The organism is Pseudomonas sp. B707, assembly GCF_022496685.1.
In the GTDB taxonomy this organism is placed as follows: Bacteria; Pseudomonadota; Gammaproteobacteria; order Pseudomonadales; family Pseudomonadaceae; genus Aquipseudomonas; species Aquipseudomonas paraglycinae.
The window spans coordinates 108,359-124,517 of the sequence record NZ_WTVE01000019.1; the positions used below are offsets into that span (position 1 = coordinate 108,359).

The following is a 16,159-nucleotide window of genomic DNA, read 5'->3' on the forward strand; positions in this document are numbered from 1 at the left end:
CCGTACAGGAAATGAACATGAACACTTTCAGCAAAGTCTTGACCGGTACCCTTCTCGCCCTGTCCATCCACAGCGCATTTGCCGGGGAAGTTGAACACAACACCCAGGCGTTTCTCGATGTGCTGAATGCCGGCACCGGCAAACCGATGGAACAGATGACGCCCAAGGATGCCCGCGCCGTGCTGACGGGCGCGCAGTCCGGGGTCAAACTGACGCTGCCCAAAGCGGACGTCAGCGAGAAGACCATCCAGGTCGATGGCCAACCGTTGAGCCTGACCATCGTCCGGCCGGCCGGGGTCAAGGGCGAGCTGCCGGTGTTCATGTTCTTCCACGGCGGTGGCTGGGTGCTGGGGGATTTCCCGACCCACGAGCGTCTGGTGCGGGATCTGGTGGTCGGCTCGGGTGCGGCGGCGGTGTTCGTCAACTACACCCCTTCGCCGGAAGCGCATTACCCGGTGGCGATCAACCAGGCTTACGCCGCGACCAAATGGGTGGCCGAACACGGCAAAGAGATCAACGTCGACGGCAAGCGTCTGGCGGTGGCGGGCAACAGCGTCGGCGGCAACATGGCGGCGGTCGTCGCCCTGATGGCCAAAGACAAAGGCACCCCGGCGATCAAATTCCAGGTGCTGCTGTGGCCGGTGACCGATGCCAATTTCGACACCGGTTCGTATAACCAGTACGCCGAGGGGCACTTCCTCACTCGCAACATGATGAAGTGGTTCTGGGACAACTACACCACCGACGCCAACCAGCGGAACGAGATCTACGCCTCGCCGCTGCGGGCAACCACCGCGCAATTGAAAGGTCTGCCGCCCGCGCTGGTGCAGACTGCGGGGGCTGACGTGCTGCGTGACGAAGGTGAAGCCTACGCCCGCAAACTCGACGAAGCCGGCGTGCCGGTGACCTCGGTGCGCTACAACGGCATGATCCACGACTACGGTTTGCTCAACGTGGTCAGCCAGGTGCCGGCGGTGCGTTCGGCGATGCTGCAGGCCTCGGAAGAGCTGAAACAGCACCTGAAGAAGTAATTTTCATCAGGCACAAAAAAGCCCGACTCAATGGTCGGGCTTTTTCTTTCCGCAAAAAGCAGTGCTTATTTGGCACGGCCTTTGTAGGAACCGCCTTCGCGGGTATCGATCTCGATCATGTCGCCGATTTCGATGAAGTCAGCAACCGACAGCTCGGTACCGTTCTTCAGTTTGGCAGGCTTCATCACCTTGCCGGAAGTGTCGCCGCGAGCGGAACCTTCGGTGTAGTCAACCTGACGCACGATGGTGGTCGGCAGCTCTACGGAAACCAGACGGCCTTCGAAGAATACGGCTTCGCAAACGTCGGTCATGCCTTCTTCCACGAATGGCAGAACGCTTTCGATGTCTTCGGCGTTCAGCTCGTACATGGTGTAGTCGGTGGTGTCCATGAACGTGTAGGAGTCACCGCTGATGAAGGACAGGGTCGCTTCTTTGCGATCCAGGATCACGTCGTCCAGCTTGTCGTCCGCACCGTAAACGGTTTCGGTCTTGTAACCGGTCAGCAGGTTCTTCAGCTTGGTCTTCATGATCGCGCTGTTACGGCCCGATTTGGTGAATTCAGCTTTCTGAACCAGCCAAGGATCGTTGTCGATACGGATCACGGTACCGGGTTTGAGTTCTTTACCAGTTTTCATTGCGAATATCCGAATTTGGATGGGATTTACAAAAATCTAGGCCGCGTATCATATCCAATTTCGGTAAAACTGTACCAGCGCCGTCGCAAGATCCGCCTGCAAGGCCTGTTCCAGACACCACGCGCGGGCATTTTCCTGCAGTTCGGGCCAGTGTTTGCGGGCCTCAAGCCAGTGGTCGCCGATAGGCTGCCCGGCACTCCAGGCACGCCAGAGACCGTTCATCGCCTCGGCGGCAACGGGCGAAAGACCTTTTGTGTAGAGCGCAAGGAAGGCGTCGAGCTTGTCGAGATGGATGTCTTCGTCCTGCTGATAGATGTGCCACAACATCGGCCGCCCCGCCCATTGCGCCCGGACAAACGAGTCCTCGCCGCGCACCGCGTTGAAATCGCAGCACCAGAGCAATTGATCGTATTGATCCTGACGGACGAACGGCAGCACCTGCACGGTCAGCGCTTGACGAACATGCTTCGCCCCGACCGCCAGCGACTCGAACCCGAGCCAACGGGCGACATCGCCGAGAATCCGTCCTTCCGGCACCAGCAGATGAGTGGGCATCGAGTCAGCGGCGAGCACATCCAGCCAACTGGCGAGTCCCGCATTCTCGTAGGCAAACAGCGAAATCAGTTGCGCACCGGGCGCAGGAATGATCCCCAGACCTTGCAGGAATTGTCGCTGCGCCTCGGGGACCTGCTGAAACTGCTGACGCCGCTCCAGCAAACCGCTTTCACGCAACAGGCCGCCGGTGCCCGGCTGGAATCCCGGAAAGAAAAAGTACTTCTGCACCGACTTGTACTTCACCGACGGCAGTCCGTGGCAACCGACCACCCAGTCTTCGGCGCTGAGATAGTCGAGGTTCATCCACAACGGCGGTTTTTCCCGAGCGGCCATGGCGTCCATGTAGGAGCTCGGCAACTGGCAGGCAAACGCGGCGATCACCACCTCGGCCGCCTCCGCTTCCTGCCATTCGGTCGGCCAGTGCCGGACTTCGACGCCCTGCTGCCATTGCTGATCGAGGCCGATGTCGATTTCGGGGCAAATGCGCTCGAAGGCGCGCAGGTCATCGACCCACAGCCGCACCGTCATTGCCTGCTCGCTGACCAGTTGCCGGGCCAGACGCCAGGTCACGCCGATGTCGCCGTAGTTGTCGACGACCGTACAAAAAATGTCCCAGCGGGTTTTCGGTTGCGGCATTCAAGGCTCCCGTTGGCAAAAGCGCCGATTGTCCGCATAAATGTCTCCATGCAGAAGAGCCGACGGCAATTAATCTTCGTGCGACAATCGCCACTCGCCCGCATTCATCCGCCAGGAGGCAACCATGCCCTATCGTCCCAACCCGCGTCGCCCCTTGCCTGTTCAGCTTAGCGCGCTGCAATTGACCGGCAGCATTGCCCTGGGTCTGTGGCTGGGTTTCCTGGCCATTGCGCTGAGCTGCTGGCTCGCTTCACGCTTTTTCTTCAATGAACAACTGGCGCCGGTTGCCCAGGCCGTACAGCAACTGGCCAATCCACCCGCCGTCCGAGCGGTGCCGGATATTCCGCCGCAGAGTCCGTTGTTCGAGCAGTACGAAGAAAACCTGCGCAAGAACGAACAACAGGCACGCCTGGATCAGGCGCGTGGCAGCACACGTAATCTGTCGAACCCCAAATGCCAGTTCTGGCTGCAACAGGATCAGACGGCCCCGAGCGAAAAGAGCCGCGCCAATGTCCTGCAATTCTGCGATTGATCATGAATAAACAGACGGTTCATCAACTGATTCTCGACAAGCTGCGCGTCGACCTCGACATCGCCGAACGCGCGGCGCAAACCGCCTACGAAACCGCGACCCACGAAGAGAACATCGCCGAAAACAAGTACGACACCCTGGGTCTTGAGGCGTCGTACCTGGCGGCGGGCCAGGCGAAACGGGTCGAGGAAATTCGTCAGTCACTGGCGCTGTGCCAGAACCTGACGCTGCGCGCGTATGACGATCAGCGGGGGATTGAAATCGGCGCCCTGCTCGGTCTGGAAGACGAAAAGGGTCGTGAACAATGGCTGTTTCTGGCGCCGGATGCGGCAGGTTTGAAGGTCGACGTGGTGGGTCAGCCGATTACCGTCATCACCCCGCGCTCGCCGCTGGGCAAAAGCCTGCTGGGCAAATTCGAGGGTGACGAGGTAGAGATTCTGGTGGCAGGCACCCGGCAACAGTTTGCTGTCACCGAGGTGCTGTAGACAGGGGCTTAGTGAACCGGCAGTTCGACGCCTTCGAACAGTTCTTCCAGTTCCTGCTTGTTGTGGCACTGAATGGCCTTGGCCATGACTTCGCGGGTCAGGTGCGGCGCGAACTTCTCGATGAAGTCGCACATGAAGCCGCGCAGGAAAGTACCGCGACGGAAACCGATCTTGGTCACGCTGGACTCGAACAGTTCGCTGGCATCGAGCACCACCAGATCGTTATCCAGTTTGGTGTCGACCGCCATTTTCGCCACGATGCCAACGCCCAGGCCCAGACGCACGTAGGTTTTGATCACGTCGGCGTCGGCCGCGGTGAACACCACTTTCGGCGTCAGGCCGCGATGGCTGAAGGCTTCGTCGAGTTTCGAACGGCCGGTGAAACCGAACACGTAAGTCACGATCGGGTATTCGGCCAGCGCTTCGAGGGTCAGCTTCGGCAACTTGGTCAGCGGGTGGCCCTGAGGCACAACTACGCAACGGTTCCAGCGGTAGCACGGCATCATCACCAGATCGCCGAACAGCTCCAGCGCTTCGGTGGCGATGGCGAAATCGACGGTGCCGTCAGCGGCCATCTCGGCGATCTGCATCGGCGAACCCTGGTGCATGTGCAGCGCCACGTCCGGGTATTGCTTGATGAAATTGCTGATCACCGGCGGCAGCGCATAACGTGCCTGGGTGTGGGTGGTGGCGATCGACAGGGTGCCCTTCTTCTCGTTGGAGAATTCCTGGGCGATCTGCTTGATGCTTTCGACCTTGCGCAGAATCTCGCCGGCGGTGGTGATGATGCGCTCGCCGGCTGGGGTGACGCGGGTCAGGTGCTTGCCGCTGCGGGCGAACACTTCGACGCCCAGTTCGTCTTCCAGCAGGCGGATCTGTTTACTGATGCCCGGTTGCGAGGTGTAGAGGCTTTGGGCTGTAGCGGAAACGTTGAGGTCGTGGTGCGCCACTTCCCAGATGTAGCGCAATTGTTGAAGCTTCATATGAATCCCTCAAAGCAGGTAGACGCCACGGGCATCAGCGACGGTATATAACTATATTAATGGTTTGAAGAATAAATCTAGAACTTTTTTATCAAAGTGCCATTATTCCTGCCTCAGCGATCCTCCCGACGCCGACGCTCCACCAGCGGCACCAGATAAACCGGCACCTTGGACAATTGCAGCAGCCGGGCCGCCGTTCGCCCCAAAGGTGTTTCCGCCCCGACCCCGTGGCTGTGACTTCCTACGATCAGCAAATCGACGGAGAGTTTCTGTACCTGATCGAGAATCACCTGTGACGGATCGCCCTGCAGCACCCGCACCGCGCGTATCCGCTGCAAGTCCTGCTCGCCCTCGTCCCCCAGTTCTTCACGAAAACTGTCGAGCACCCGCTGCTCGATATTGGCGATGACGGTTTTCAGACCCTGACTGTGAAATTCGTTCAACGCCTGTTCGTCGAGATAGCTCTGCAACACCGATTCGGCAAACAGCCCCATGGGTTCCACCGCGTGCACCACGTACAGATCGGCATTGAACGTTCGCGCCATTGCCAGGGCATGCTGCATCACTAACGGTGCGTACAGACCGAGGTCAGTGGCATACAGCATCGAACGAATCATATGACCTCCTCGCGTGCCAACATGGCGGAGATTTGATTCAGCTTAGCAGTGCCTTGACGACTACGGCGTGCGACGCAACGTCTTGAACCACGTGGGCTTTAGACCGCCGGTTCGTTGCTGATGCCGTGGGGCACGTGACCGGTCGCCACGACTTCCCGGGCCAGCTCGCAGTGGCCGGCCTGATCGTCGAAAAACACGTCGGCGGCGAAGGCTTCGAGGAACGCCGATTTGGTCAGGCCGCCGAGGAACAGCGACTCGTCCAGACGAATGTCCCACTCGCGCAGTGTGCGGATCACCCGCTCATGGGCCGGCGCCGAACGCGCAGTGACCAGCGCGGTGCGGATCGGGCACTCCTCATCGGAGAACTCGCGCTGCAACAGATTGAGCGCCGCGAGAAAGCCCTTGAACGGCCCGCCGCGCAACGGTTCGCGCGCCGATTCACGCTCCTTGGCCTGGAAAGCTTCGAGGCCACCGGACTGATAGACGCGCTCCGATTCGTCGGAAAACAGCACCGCGTCCCCGTCGAAGGCGATGCGCAATTCATCGCTGGCCGCACGACTGGCGCCGCCGGACAGAATGGTCGCCGCCGCGAAACCGGCATCCAGCGCAGCGCGCACATCTTCGGCATGGGTGGAGAGAAACAGATCGCAACCAAAGGCCTTCAGATACGGATAAGGACTGCGCCCGCCGACGAACGCCGCGCGGGAGATCGCCAGGCCGTAATGACCAATGGAGTTGAAGACGCGCAGGCCGGTATCAGCACTGTTGCGCGACACCAGAATCACCTCAACCCGAGCGCGGCCGAGGCGACTGTTGAGGTTGAGCAGTTTTTCCACCAGCGGAAAGGCATCGCCCGGCGCGAGGATTTCGTCTTCGTGATCGATCTGATATTGCCGGTAGGCTTCGACGCCACTCGACTCATACACCTTGTGGCTTTCGCTCAGGTCGAACAGGGCACGGGACGAGATCGCCAGCACCAGTTTGTCATCGATGTTCTTGGCCATGCCTTTCTCCCAGTGCGACCGGTTTAAACGTTACGCCGGTCGATAAAGCTCAATGTGCGATACAACGATTCGATTCGCGGCAACTCGCAGCCTGCCGCTTTTGCCGCGGCCAAAGGACGAGCGTAGATCGCCTCGAGCTCCAGCGGTCGCTTGTGCAAAAAGTCGTGGTACATGCTCGGCCAATAGTCGGGCATTTTCTCGGTCATCATGAACAGGTATTCGGCGTAACCGGGCGGCATGTCGTGACCGCAGGCCTTGGCGCCCTGCACCACTTCAGCCATCAGCGCCTGAATCAGTGCGCGGCTGTCAGTGTCGGCCATCAACGGCGTGGTGCCGGCACCGAGCAACACCGAAAGCCCGTTGTAGGGAATGTTCCAAACCAGTTTCTGCCAGCGCGCCTGATGCAGGTTCGGCATCGCCTGGGAATCGAGACCGGCGGCGCGGAACAGGCCGGCGCCCTCTTCGACGATTGCCATGCGCGCCGCATCATCCGGTGCCGGACCGCTGTGGTAACCGACGTTCACCGCCCCCAGCGCCTGATGGGTGATCTGCCCCGGCCCTTCGCGGTGGACGCAGATCAGGCACAAACCGCCCAGCAAATGCAGGGAGTCGGGCAACAACGCACGCAAGCTGTCTTCGACGTCGAGGCCGTTTTGCAGCACCAGCACTTTCGCGTCGGGTTTCGCCGCCTGAATGATCGACGGTGCCAGCCCGGCATTGCTGGTGGTCTTGGCGCCGACCAGCAGCCAGTCGCAGGGCGGCATGTCTTCTGCCGACGAATAGGCCTGCACCGGGTTCAGCGTCAAGGCGCCATGCACGGCGCTGTCCACCTGCAAGCCGCCCTCGGCGACTGCGGAAAATTCACTGCGCAACAGAAAGTGCACATCGAATCCGGCCCGGGCCAGCATCACCCCGTAAAACCCTCCGATGGCGCCGGTGCCGATAATCCCCACCACCGGTTTGTTCACTGCTCCCATCACGGCAACTCCTCTGCAATTCGACCCAGCGCCTGCGCCACGGCTGCGTTCAGCTCATCGACATTCAGGCGCGTGTGCACTGCCCCAAAGAACTCGCCGTCGCGCACCACAAACAGCGCCGGCAAATGAAAGACCTGATAACGCTCGACCAGTCCGCCGTTGTCGCCGGCATCGATCCAGCACACGCGATCGACGGCCAGATCGAGCCCCGGCAACACTTCGCGGGCATAGCGGCAACTGGCGCAGCCGACGCTGGTGAAAATCACCAGCGAAACGCCGTTCATCGCCAGCAGCCGTTGGTCGGCGTCAAAATCGGTCAGCTGCGATTCGACCACTATACTGGGGGAAACAATGTCAAATGGCCGACACAGGGAGTCTGTGCTCATGGGACGGTTTATTCCTCATCCGGATGATGTGCCCGTTGAACTGACCTTGCTCACACCGGAGTGTATTTCGCGTCAACGGCTGCACACTATCAGCCTCGGCGGCATCGCTTGCAATTACCACCGTGCCTGGCGCCATGGCACCGCCTTGCAGGTGCGCATGCCGACCATCAATGCCGATTTCGCCTATCCGGGCTATGTGGCCTGGTGCCTGCGTCGCAAAAAAGGTTATCTGGTCGGCATTGCATTCACTGATGAGCAGACGCTGTTCAGCGCGCGAATGGGTGAGCAGGTGTGTCAGATCGAGCGCTATTGCCGAATCAACGATGCCCACGATGACCTGCAGGATATCCAGGCGCGAGCCCTGCAATGGGTCGAACAACACGCCGAAGAGTTCTCCCACGACAGCGTTCGCAAGGCTTTCGCGTAACCATAGCTGGACTGAACAGTTACTTGCCCATTGTCTAGCAGGCGTCTAACGCGATAAGGTTCGGCTCCCCGACGCGCTTAAATCCGCTGTGCTCCGCCGCGCGGGGATCGCTGGCGGCCGGCACCCGTGACCTGACGAGTAAACGATGGCTGATTTACCGATCAACGACCTGAACGTCGCTTCCAACGAGACCCTGATCACTCCCGATCAGCTCAAGCGTGATATCCCTCTGAGCGACGCTGCCCTGCGCACCGTCACCAAGGGTCGCGAGGTCATCCGCAACATTCTCGATGGCACCGACCATCGTCTGTTCGTGGTGATCGGCCCCTGCTCGATCCACGACATCAAGGCTGCCCACGAATATGCCGATCGCCTGAAGGTGCTGGCGGCAGAAGTCTCGGACACCCTGTATCTGGTCATGCGCGTGTATTTCGAAAAGCCACGGACCACCGTCGGCTGGAAAGGCCTGATCAACGACCCGTACCTGGATGACTCGTTCAAGATCCAGGACGGTCTGCACATCGGTCGCCAGTTGCTGCTGGACCTGGCCGAGAAAGGCCTGCCGACCGCGACCGAAGCCCTCGACCCGATCTCCCCGCAGTATCTGCAGGACCTGATCAGCTGGTCGGCCATCGGCGCACGCACCACCGAATCCCAGACCCACCGAGAAATGGCTTCCGGCCTGTCCTCGGCGGTCGGTTTCAAGAACGGCACCGACGGCGGCCTGACCGTGGCGATCAACGCCTTGCAGTCGGTTTCCAGCCCGCACCGTTTCCTGGGCATCAACCAGGAAGGTGGCGTGTCGATCGTCACCACCAAGGGCAACGCCTACGGTCACGTGGTGCTGCGCGGTGGCAACGGCAAGCCGAACTACGATTCGGTCAGCGTCGCCCTGTGCGAGCAGGCGCTGAACAAGGCCAAGATCAAGCCGAACATCATGGTCGATTGCAGCCACGCCAACTCCAACAAGGATCCGGCCCTGCAACCGCTGGTGATGGAGAACGTCGCCAACCAGATTCTCGAAGGCAACCAGTCGATCATCGGCCTGATGGTCGAGAGTCACCTGAACTGGGGCTGCCAGGCGATCCCGAAAGACCTCGCCGACCTGCAATACGGCGTGTCGATCACCGATGCCTGCATCGACTGGTCCGCTACCGAAAACACCTTGCGCAGCATGCACGCCAAACTCAAGGATGTCCTGCCGAAACGTCAGCGCGGCTGACAGCCGTTTCGCAGGCATAAAAAAACGCCGGGCATTGCCCGGCGTTTTTGTGTGTGCGGTGAGGTCAGTCAGATCTTGGCGGTGCGCCGCTGGTGACGCTCCATGTAGCGCTCCACGTAGGAGCACGATGGAATGACCGTGTAGCCCATTTCATCGGCGTACTGCAACGCCCGTTCGGTCAGGGCTGCCGCGATGCCTCGGCCACGCAACGCGTTGGGCACGAAGGTGCGGTAGATATCCAGGGTCTGTTTCCCCAGATCCATATAGGTCAGGTAGGCACGATGACCGTCCACATTGGTCTCGAACTGATGACCAGCCTGGTCATGGTGGATGGACAACGCCTCGCTCATCACTACTCCTCGCGGGTCTCGAATTCTGACCCCTACCTTACCGATGTTTTCCCGGCGAAGGAACATCTACGCCACCCCGTGCCTGATGGACACCGAGAAGAACTGCACCGATCTCGCGCAACCCGAGCACGTATCAAATAGTAGGCACCATTGGCGAAAATGCTCAAGGTACGCTCGTCATCACGCAGATTGACGGGGGGCAGTTCCGGTGGACTCAGGGCGGGTTCGGGAGACAATCTTCCCGAGCCAAAAGGCTGAACATCGCCGGATGTTGAGACTTAAGACGAGCCCCCCGTTTTAAAGTCACCTCAACATGGACAAAGATATGCGAGGCGCTGCGCAAATTCGCAACAAAAGTGTGGACGAATCCATATAGACGCACTTTAGCCGTTACCTGCAAAACAGCGCACGACAACGGGAACTTTTTCTCAATAACTCGCTCATCTCGCGCCTTACAGCTGGATATTTTTTATACAGCCCAGTTAAAAGTTGCTCGAAAAAGAATCAACGCCTACAATTTTTTTTGCTTCTTGCCTCACGTCAGTTTACTTACTACAAGTAATGGGTAGTATGTACGCCGGCTATTTCCTCAATCGGAGGAGACAGCCACTTAATTGAAAGTCCTTGAAGGGGAACACGATGAACAACGTTCTGAAATTCTCTGCTCTGGCTCTGGCCGCAGTTCTGGCTACCGGTTGCAGCAGCGCATCGAAAGAAACCGAAGCACGTCTGACCGCTACTGAAGACGCAGCTGCTCGCTCCCAGGCTCGTGCAGACGAAGCTTACCGTAAAGCTGATGAAGCTCTGGCTGCTGCTCAAAAAGCACAACAGACTGCTGACGAAGCTAACGAGCGTGCTCTGCGCATGCTGGAAAAAGCTAGCCGCAAGTAATAGTCCTTCGGGATTGTTATCAAGCCGACCCGTTTTTCGGGTCGGCTTTTTTGTGCCTGCAGTTTTCTGCGGGCAATAAAAAACCCGCCGCTGCGCAAGCCTCGGCGGGTTTTGTCTTTCAGCTTATTGCTGCAGGTCGATCGGTGCGCTAGAGACCATCGGCGCCGAGGTGCTCGGCGTGCCGATTTCGGTTGGCAGGCCATCTTCGGCCGCCACCACATCACGCACCACATCCCAGTCCATGCGCAGGTTGTTGGTGATGTCTTCACGCTTGAGCATCGCGTTGATCACGGCGGTGTGCTTGTCGACCACCGACGGGTTGCCCTTGTCGTCGATCGGCGTGTGCGCTTCCAGGTAGATCTTGCCGCCACTGCGACCGAACTTGTACGCGTCGTTGAGGATTCGTACCGAAGTCCCCACCGGCACCATGCCGGCCATTTCCAGCACGTTGTTGTTGAACATGCGGAAGCAGCCGTGGCTGGTGCGCATGCCGATGCCGAACTTCTTGTTCGAACCGTGGATCAGGTAGCCCGGCGTGCCCAGGGTGAACTTGAACGGCCCCAGCGGGTTGTCAGGACCGGCCGGCACCACGTTCGGCAGCGGATCACCGTCGGCAGCGTGCTCGGCCTTGATCGAGGCAGGCGGCGTCCAGGTCGGATTCGGCGTCTTGGCGGTGATCGTGGTGTGCGCGATCGGCGAGCCCCAGCCTTCACGGCCGATACCCAGCGGGAAGGTGTACACCACGTTCCGGCCTTTCGGGTAGTAGTAGAGGCGGTATTCGGCCAGGTTGATCACGATGCCTTCGCGCGGGCCCGGTGGCAGGATGAAGCGGGTCGGCAGGACCACTTCGGTGCCGGCGCCCGGCAACCAGGCATCGACACCCGGGTTGGCCGCGACCATTTCCGAATAGCCCAGATCGTAGGTGGTGCCCAGATCGGCAAAGGTGTCTTCGTACTTGGCCTTGATCACCTGCACCTGGCCGATGATGTCTTCACCGGGTGGTGGCAGGGGAAACTCCAGTGCGGCAACGGGACCGGCCACACACAGGGCGGCAAGAGACAGGCAGCGGGTGACGGCAGGAAAACGCGGCAACATCCGGAGAATCCTTCGCAAGATCGACAAGGGTAATAAGAACGCGATTGTACACCGCGTCCAGAGAATTCGGGGAGATGCGCCGATGGGCTGGCAAACTCTTCATGATTGAAGCTGCCGCCCGCCCGGACTGCATTCGGAAGATGCCTGCGCTTAAAGCTCGAATCGCAACTCGGGCCAGATCGGCGAGGTGCCGCGCTTCTGCGATTCGAGGATCGCCCGGCACAGCGAACACAGGCGCTGATCCTGGAACACCCGGCGATCCACGCTCGACCAGCGCGGTTGCGCCGGCAGCAGACTGCCGCACAGGGTTCGGTCAGCCGAGCCACCGAGCTCCAGTTGACGGGTCACCAGATGCACTCGCACTTCCTGGCAGGCGAACAGATCCAGCTGTTCGTCAGGCTCGATCAGTTGGTAGGCGAACAGGGACCAGGCAGAACGCGGCATCGGGGGCTCCAAATTAGGGGGCGCCACATTAGCCGAAAGCCTGCCGCTAGAAAAGCCTCATAACAGCGGTTTTAGCGTCGGCCAGACATTTTCCAGCAGCTTGCCCTGAGCCCCGGCCGCCGGGTGCAGACCGTCGGCCTGCATCAAGTCCGGATGCCCGCCCACACCGTCGAGGAAAAACGGCACCAGCGGGATTTTTTTCTCCTCGGCGAGCTTGCCGTAGACCTCGGCAAAGGCATCCGTGTAACGCTTGCCGTAGTTGGGTGGCAACTGCATGCCGAGCAACAACACCTTGGCACCGCTTTGGCGGGAGCTGTCGATCATCGAAGCAAGATTTTGTTGCAATTGCGTCGGCGGCATTCCGCGCAGGCCATCGTTGCCGCCCAATTCGAGGATCACCAGTTCCGGTTTGTGCTCTGCAAGCAGCGCCGGCAGCCGCGCCTGGCCTCCGGCACTGGTGTCGCCACTGATGGATGCATTGACCACTTTGTCGTCAAAACCTTCGGTCTTGAGCCGCTGTTCGAGCAACGACACCCACCCCAGCCGGGTATCCAGTCCGAAACCGGCGCTGATACTATCGCCAACGATCAGGACTGTACCCGCCGCTGCGTTCTGGGCCATGCACATCAAGGCCAGGCCAGCACTCAAAAACCACACACGCATCGGATTCTCCATGGGCGCAAGCATTCTCACCGCGAAGAACCTTAGCAAAGTGGTTCCCAGCGCGGAAGGTGAACTGACCATCCTGCACGAACTCAGCCTGGAACTGAACAAGGGCGACAGCCTGGCCATCGTCGGCGCGTCCGGTTCCGGCAAATCCACCCTGCTCGGTCTGCTTGCGGGCCTTGACCTGCCGAGCAGCGGCGAAGTAACGCTCGCCGGGCAAGGCCTGAGCAATCTCGACGAAGACCAGCGCGCGCGCATTCGCGCCGAACACGTAGGCTTCGTCTTTCAGTCGTTCCAGCTGCTGGACAACCTCAACGCGCTGGAAAACGTCATGCTGCCGCTGGAGCTCGACGGCCGCAAAGACGCTCGAAGCCGCGCCACCGAATTGCTGCAACGGGTCGGCCTTGGCCAGCGCCTGACTCACTCGCCACGCCAGCTCTCCGGTGGTGAGCAGCAGCGCGTGGCGATTGCCCGGGCGTTCGCCGCCGAGCCGGACGTGCTGTTCGCCGACGAACCCACCGGCAACCTCGACAGCCACACCGGCGAGCGCATCAGCGACTTGCTGTTCGAATTGAACAAGGAACGCGGCACCACCCTGGTGCTGGTGACCCACGACGAACGCCTGGCCCATCGTTGCCGGCGTCTGATCCGTCTTGAAGCCGGCCTGTTGGTCGCCCCTCTGGAGCCTTGATGGCACGTCTGCCGCTGTTGCGTCTGTTCAGTCTCGCCCTGCGCCAACTGCTGCGCGATGCCCGCGCCGGTGAACTGCGGGTGCTGTTTTTTGCCTTGGTGGTCGCGGTGGCGGCGAGTACCGCGATCGGCTATTTCGGCGCCCGCCTCAACGGCGCAATGATGCTGCGCGCCACCGAGTTTCTCGGCGCCGACCTGTCGCTCGAAGGCAGCTCGCCGGCCCGGTCGGAACAGATCAGGAGCGGCACCGAGCTGCGTCTGGATCATGCGCAGGTGGTGGAGTTTTCCAGCGTCATCGCCACGGACAACGGCATTCAGCTCTCCAGTATCAAAGCCGTCGACCGCGCCTATCCGCTGCGCGGCGAACTGAAAAGCGCCCCCGCTCCCTTTGCGACAGAGGACGCCGGTGGCGAGCCGCAGCCCGGTGAAGCCTGGGTCGAAGCGCGCCTGCTGACGGCGCTGGACTTGAAGATCGGCGACAGCATCGACGTCGGCATGAAGACGCTGAAACTGACGCGAGTGCTGACTTACGAACCGGATCGCGCCGGCAACTTCTACAGCCTGACGCCACGAGTACTGATCAACCTTGACGATCTCGCCGCGACCGGCGTGGTGCAACCCGGCAGCCGGGTGAGTTACCGCGAACTCTGGCGCGGTGAACCGCAGGCGCTGGAAACCTATCGCCAACTGATCAAACCGGGGCTCGCCGCCAACCAGCGGATTCAGGATGCCCGCGACGGTAACCGGCAGATCGGCGGCGCACTGGGCAAGGCCGAACGCTATCTGAACATGGCCAGTCTGGTTGCCGTGCTTCTGGCCGGTGTCGCGGTGGCGCTATCGGCGAACCGCTTCGCCAGCCGGCGTTTCGATGCCAGCGCCCTGCTGCGTTGCCTGGGCTTGTCGCGCCGGGAAACCCTGGTGCTGTTCAGTCTGCAACTGACGGTGCTCGGCCTGCTCGCCAGCCTCAGCGGCGCCCTGCTCGGCTGGCTCGCGCAATTGGGATTGTTCGCGCTGCTGCATGATCTGCTACCGACCGACGTACCGCCGGGTGCCTTGTTGCCGGCACTGGCCGGAATCGGCACCGGGCTGGTGGCGCTGGCCGGTTTCGCCCTGCCACCGCTCGCCGCGCTGGGCCGCGTGCCGCCGCTGCGGGTATTGCGTCGGGACATGCTGCCGATTCCATCGAGCACCTGGATGGTCTATGGCGCGGCACTCGGCGCGCTCGGGTTGATCATGTGGCGCCTGAGTCTGGACCTGCTGCTGACGTTCGCCCTGCTCGGCGGCGGTGTGGTCGCCGCGCTGGTGCTCGGCGGCTTGCTGCTGTTGCTGCTGCAAAGCCTGCGTCGCCTGCTTGCGCGCGCGTCCTTGCCGTGGCGTCTCGGGCTGGGTCAGTTGTTGCGCCATCCTTTGGCGGCGGCTGGCCAGTCATTGGCCTTCGGGCTGATTCTGCTGTCCATGGCGTTGATTGCACTGCTGCGCGGTGAACTGCTCGACACCTGGCAAAACCAGTTGCCGAAGAACGCCCCCAACTATTTCGCCCTGAACATCCTGCCGGCCGACAAACAGGCCTTCACCGATCACCTGATCAATGTCTCGGCCCAGGCCGCGCCGTTGTATCCGGTGGTACCGGGACGGCTGATCAGCATCAATGGCGAAGCGGTGCAGCAGATCGTCAGCAAGGATTCGGCCGGCGACCGCGCGATCCAGCGCGACCTGAGCCTGACCTGGGCGGCGGATCTGCCGGCGGGCAACAAGATCACCGCCGGTTCGTGGTGGACCGGGCAACCTTCGGATGACGTTCCGGGCGTATCGGTGGAAGGCAAGGTGGCCGAAAGCCTCAAGCTCAAGCTGGGCGATCACATGGTGTTCAGCGTCGGCGGGGTCAATCGCGAAGCGAAGGTCACCAGTTTGCGGGAGATCAACTGGGACAACTTCCAGCCGAACTTCTTCATGATCTTCCAGCCCGGCACCCTGAAGGATCTGCCGGCGACCTACCTGACCAGCTTCTATCTGGCACCCGGTCACGATCAGCAGATTGTCGAGCTGTCCCGAGCATTCCCGGCAGTGACCATCCTGCAGGTCGAAGCCTTGCTCGAACAGCTGCGCAGCATCCTTGCCCAGGTCACCCTGGCGGTGGAGTATGTGTTGTTGTTTGTGTTGGCGGCGGGGATGGCGGTGCTGTTTTCCGGTTTGCAGGCAACCCTGGATGAGCGCATTCGCCAGGGTGCGCTGTTGCGTGCGCTGGGGGCCGAGCGGCAGTTGCTGATCAAGGCGCGACGGATCGAGTTCGGCTTGCTCGGCGCGGTCAGCGGATTGCTCGCGGCGATCGGTTCGGAAGTGGTGAGTCTGGTGCTGTATCGCTTTGCCTTCGACCTGCCATGGCATCCCCATCCGTGGTTGCTGCTGTTGCCGTTGATCGGCGCGGCGCTGATCGGTGGCGCCGGGGTGTTCGGCACGCGGCGTGCGCTGAACGCCAGCCCGCTGACAGTGTTGCGCGAGGGTTGATAGACTCCAGCCGTCTTAATCAAAAGAA

19 protein-coding genes are annotated in these 16,159 nt (G+C 60.9%); 8 read left to right on the forward strand and 11 right to left on the reverse strand.

Features of this window, described 5'->3' with window-relative positions; translation table 11 throughout:
* Nucleotides 1-17: 17 nt before the first annotated feature.
* A complete protein-coding gene (locus GQX66_RS09360; protein ID WP_085647565.1) occupies nt 18-1,031 on the forward strand; it encodes an alpha/beta hydrolase in 1,014 nt (337 codons plus the stop codon).
* Nucleotides 1,032-1,096: 65 nt separating this feature from the next.
* Here the strand turns inward: GQX66_RS09360 and GQX66_RS09365 are convergent, their stop codons facing one another.
* Together GQX66_RS09365 and earP are read right to left on the reverse strand one after the other, a co-directional pair.
* Nucleotides 1,097-1,666, reverse strand: a complete 570-nt coding sequence (locus tag GQX66_RS09365) for an elongation factor P (protein ID WP_007955690.1) — start codon at nt 1,664-1,666, stop codon at nt 1,097-1,099.
* Between the two features lie 48 nt (nt 1,667-1,714).
* Nucleotides 1,715-2,857, reverse strand: a complete 1,143-nt coding sequence (gene earP, locus GQX66_RS09370; protein WP_240868438.1) for an elongation factor P maturation arginine rhamnosyltransferase EarP — start codon at nt 2,855-2,857, stop codon at nt 1,715-1,717.
* 124 nt (nt 2,858-2,981) lie between these two features.
* On the opposite strand from earP, the gene GQX66_RS09375 reads away from it, so the two are divergent.
* Both GQX66_RS09375 and GQX66_RS09380 read left to right on the forward strand, forming a co-directional pair.
* Nucleotides 2,982-3,389, forward strand: a complete 408-nt coding sequence (locus tag GQX66_RS09375; protein ID WP_240868441.1) for a hypothetical protein — start codon at nt 2,982-2,984, stop codon at nt 3,387-3,389.
* Nucleotides 3,390-3,391: 2 nt separating this feature from the next.
* Nucleotides 3,392-3,874 (forward strand): GreA/GreB family elongation factor, encoded by a 483-nt coding sequence (locus GQX66_RS09380; RefSeq protein WP_074687988.1) that lies wholly within the window; start codon nt 3,392-3,394, stop codon nt 3,872-3,874.
* An 8-nt stretch (nt 3,875-3,882) separates the two neighbouring features.
* Here the strand turns inward: GQX66_RS09380 and cysB are convergent, their stop codons facing one another.
* From cysB to GQX66_RS09405, 5 genes are all read right to left on the reverse strand, one after another.
* Nucleotides 3,883-4,857 (reverse strand): HTH-type transcriptional regulator CysB, encoded by a 975-nt coding sequence (gene cysB / locus GQX66_RS09385; protein ID WP_007955684.1) that lies wholly within the window; start codon nt 4,855-4,857, stop codon nt 3,883-3,885.
* A 113-nt stretch (nt 4,858-4,970) separates the two neighbouring features.
* Nucleotides 4,971-5,474: a universal stress protein gene (locus GQX66_RS09390; protein WP_007955683.1), complete on the reverse strand. Its 504-nt coding sequence runs from the start codon at nt 5,472-5,474 to the stop codon at nt 4,971-4,973.
* Nucleotides 5,475-5,572: 98 nt separating this feature from the next.
* Nucleotides 5,573-6,478, reverse strand: a complete 906-nt coding sequence (locus GQX66_RS09395) for a 5'-nucleotidase (RefSeq protein WP_007955682.1) — start codon at nt 6,476-6,478, stop codon at nt 5,573-5,575.
* 23 nt (nt 6,479-6,501) lie between these two features.
* A complete protein-coding gene (locus tag GQX66_RS09400; protein WP_240868443.1) occupies nt 6,502-7,458 on the reverse strand; it encodes a putative 2-dehydropantoate 2-reductase in 957 nt (318 codons plus the stop codon).
* Entirely contained in the window at nt 7,455-7,841 is a 387-nt protein-coding gene (locus GQX66_RS09405; RefSeq protein WP_085744977.1) for a thioredoxin family protein, read from the reverse strand. The genes GQX66_RS09400 and GQX66_RS09405 overlap by 4 nt, the downstream gene beginning before the upstream one ends.
* On the opposite strand from GQX66_RS09405, the gene GQX66_RS09410 reads away from it, so the two are divergent.
* Nucleotides 7,840-8,268: a PilZ domain-containing protein gene (locus tag GQX66_RS09410; RefSeq protein WP_007955677.1), complete on the forward strand. Its 429-nt coding sequence runs from the start codon at nt 7,840-7,842 to the stop codon at nt 8,266-8,268. The genes GQX66_RS09405 and GQX66_RS09410 overlap by 2 nt on opposite strands.
* A 145-nt stretch (nt 8,269-8,413) precedes the next feature.
* Nucleotides 8,414-9,490, forward strand: a complete 1,077-nt coding sequence (locus GQX66_RS09415; RefSeq protein ID WP_011335309.1) for a 3-deoxy-7-phosphoheptulonate synthase — start codon at nt 8,414-8,416, stop codon at nt 9,488-9,490.
* A gap of 68 nt (nt 9,491-9,558) precedes the next feature.
* Here GQX66_RS09415 and GQX66_RS09420 read toward each other — a convergent pair whose 3' ends face one another.
* Nucleotides 9,559-9,840 carry a GNAT family N-acetyltransferase gene (locus GQX66_RS09420; RefSeq protein WP_007955658.1) on the reverse strand — a complete coding sequence of 94 codons (282 nt, stop codon included), beginning with the start codon at nt 9,838-9,840 and terminating at the stop codon, nt 9,559-9,561.
* Nucleotides 9,841-10,479: 639 nt separating this feature from the next.
* Here GQX66_RS09420 and oprI point away from each other — a divergent pair.
* Nucleotides 10,480-10,731, forward strand: a complete 252-nt coding sequence (oprI, locus tag GQX66_RS09425) for an outer membrane lipoprotei OprI (RefSeq protein ID WP_003183784.1) — start codon at nt 10,480-10,482, stop codon at nt 10,729-10,731.
* Nucleotides 10,732-10,854: 123 nt separating this feature from the next.
* Here oprI and GQX66_RS09430 read toward each other — a convergent pair whose 3' ends face one another.
* From GQX66_RS09430 to GQX66_RS09440, 3 genes are all read right to left on the reverse strand, one after another.
* A complete protein-coding gene (locus GQX66_RS09430; protein WP_102686461.1) occupies nt 10,855-11,826 on the reverse strand; it encodes a L,D-transpeptidase family protein in 972 nt (323 codons plus the stop codon).
* Nucleotides 11,827-11,976: 150 nt separating this feature from the next.
* On the reverse strand, nt 11,977-12,270 hold the full coding sequence (locus GQX66_RS09435; RefSeq protein WP_007955656.1) for a hypothetical protein: 294 nt from the start codon (nt 12,268-12,270) through the stop codon (nt 11,977-11,979).
* Nucleotides 12,271-12,327: 57 nt separating this feature from the next.
* On the reverse strand, nt 12,328-12,933 hold the full coding sequence (locus tag GQX66_RS09440) for an arylesterase (RefSeq protein WP_007955652.1): 606 nt from the start codon (nt 12,931-12,933) through the stop codon (nt 12,328-12,330).
* A gap of 10 nt (nt 12,934-12,943) precedes the next feature.
* Here GQX66_RS09440 and GQX66_RS09445 point away from each other — a divergent pair, with 10 nt between their 5' ends.
* Nucleotides 12,944-13,627: an ABC transporter ATP-binding protein gene (locus GQX66_RS09445; RefSeq protein WP_240868446.1), complete on the forward strand. Its 684-nt coding sequence runs from the start codon at nt 12,944-12,946 to the stop codon at nt 13,625-13,627.
* On the forward strand, nt 13,627-16,131 hold the full coding sequence (locus GQX66_RS09450; protein WP_240868450.1) for an ABC transporter permease: 2,505 nt from the start codon (nt 13,627-13,629) through the stop codon (nt 16,129-16,131). Before GQX66_RS09445 ends, GQX66_RS09450 begins: the two co-directional genes overlap by 1 nt.
* The last annotated feature ends 28 nt before the right edge of the window (nt 16,132-16,159 follow it).

Bases quoted from the DNA above. Each gene is read 5' to 3' on its own strand.
- GQX66_RS09410 (WP_007955677.1), top strand. From the start codon at position 7,840: ATGGGACGGTTTATTCCTCATCCGGATGATGTGCCCGTTGAACTGACC.
- GQX66_RS09430 (WP_102686461.1), bottom strand. From the start codon at position 11,826: ATGTTGCCGCGTTTTCCTGCCGTCACCCGCTGCCTGTCTCTTGCCGCC.
- GQX66_RS09435 (WP_007955656.1), bottom strand. From the start codon at position 12,270: ATGCCGCGTTCTGCCTGGTCCCTGTTCGCCTACCAACTGATCGAGCCT.
- GQX66_RS09365 (WP_007955690.1), bottom strand. From the start codon at position 1,666: ATGAAAACTGGTAAAGAACTCAAACCCGGTACCGTGATCCGTATCGAC.
- earP (WP_240868438.1), bottom strand. From the start codon at position 2,857: ATGCCGCAACCGAAAACCCGCTGGGACATTTTTTGTACGGTCGTCGAC.
- GQX66_RS09450 (WP_240868450.1), top strand. From the start codon at position 13,627: ATGGCACGTCTGCCGCTGTTGCGTCTGTTCAGTCTCGCCCTGCGCCAA.
- GQX66_RS09415 (WP_011335309.1), top strand. From the start codon at position 8,414: ATGGCTGATTTACCGATCAACGACCTGAACGTCGCTTCCAACGAGACC.
- GQX66_RS09395 (WP_007955682.1), bottom strand. From the start codon at position 6,478: ATGGCCAAGAACATCGATGACAAACTGGTGCTGGCGATCTCGTCCCGT.
- cysB (WP_007955684.1), bottom strand. From the start codon at position 4,857: ATGAAGCTTCAACAATTGCGCTACATCTGGGAAGTGGCGCACCACGAC.
- GQX66_RS09405 (WP_085744977.1), bottom strand. From the start codon at position 7,841: ATGAGCACAGACTCCCTGTGTCGGCCATTTGACATTGTTTCCCCCAGT.
- GQX66_RS09390 (WP_007955683.1), bottom strand. From the start codon at position 5,474: ATGATTCGTTCGATGCTGTATGCCACTGACCTCGGTCTGTACGCACCG.
- GQX66_RS09440 (WP_007955652.1), bottom strand. From the start codon at position 12,933: ATGCGTGTGTGGTTTTTGAGTGCTGGCCTGGCCTTGATGTGCATGGCC.
- GQX66_RS09375 (WP_240868441.1), top strand. From the start codon at position 2,982: ATGCCCTATCGTCCCAACCCGCGTCGCCCCTTGCCTGTTCAGCTTAGC.
- GQX66_RS09380 (WP_074687988.1), top strand. From the start codon at position 3,392: ATGAATAAACAGACGGTTCATCAACTGATTCTCGACAAGCTGCGCGTC.
- GQX66_RS09360 (WP_085647565.1), top strand. From the start codon at position 18: ATGAACACTTTCAGCAAAGTCTTGACCGGTACCCTTCTCGCCCTGTCC.
- GQX66_RS09445 (WP_240868446.1), top strand. From the start codon at position 12,944: ATGGGCGCAAGCATTCTCACCGCGAAGAACCTTAGCAAAGTGGTTCCC.
- GQX66_RS09420 (WP_007955658.1), bottom strand. From the start codon at position 9,840: ATGAGCGAGGCGTTGTCCATCCACCATGACCAGGCTGGTCATCAGTTC.
- oprI (WP_003183784.1), top strand. From the start codon at position 10,480: ATGAACAACGTTCTGAAATTCTCTGCTCTGGCTCTGGCCGCAGTTCTG.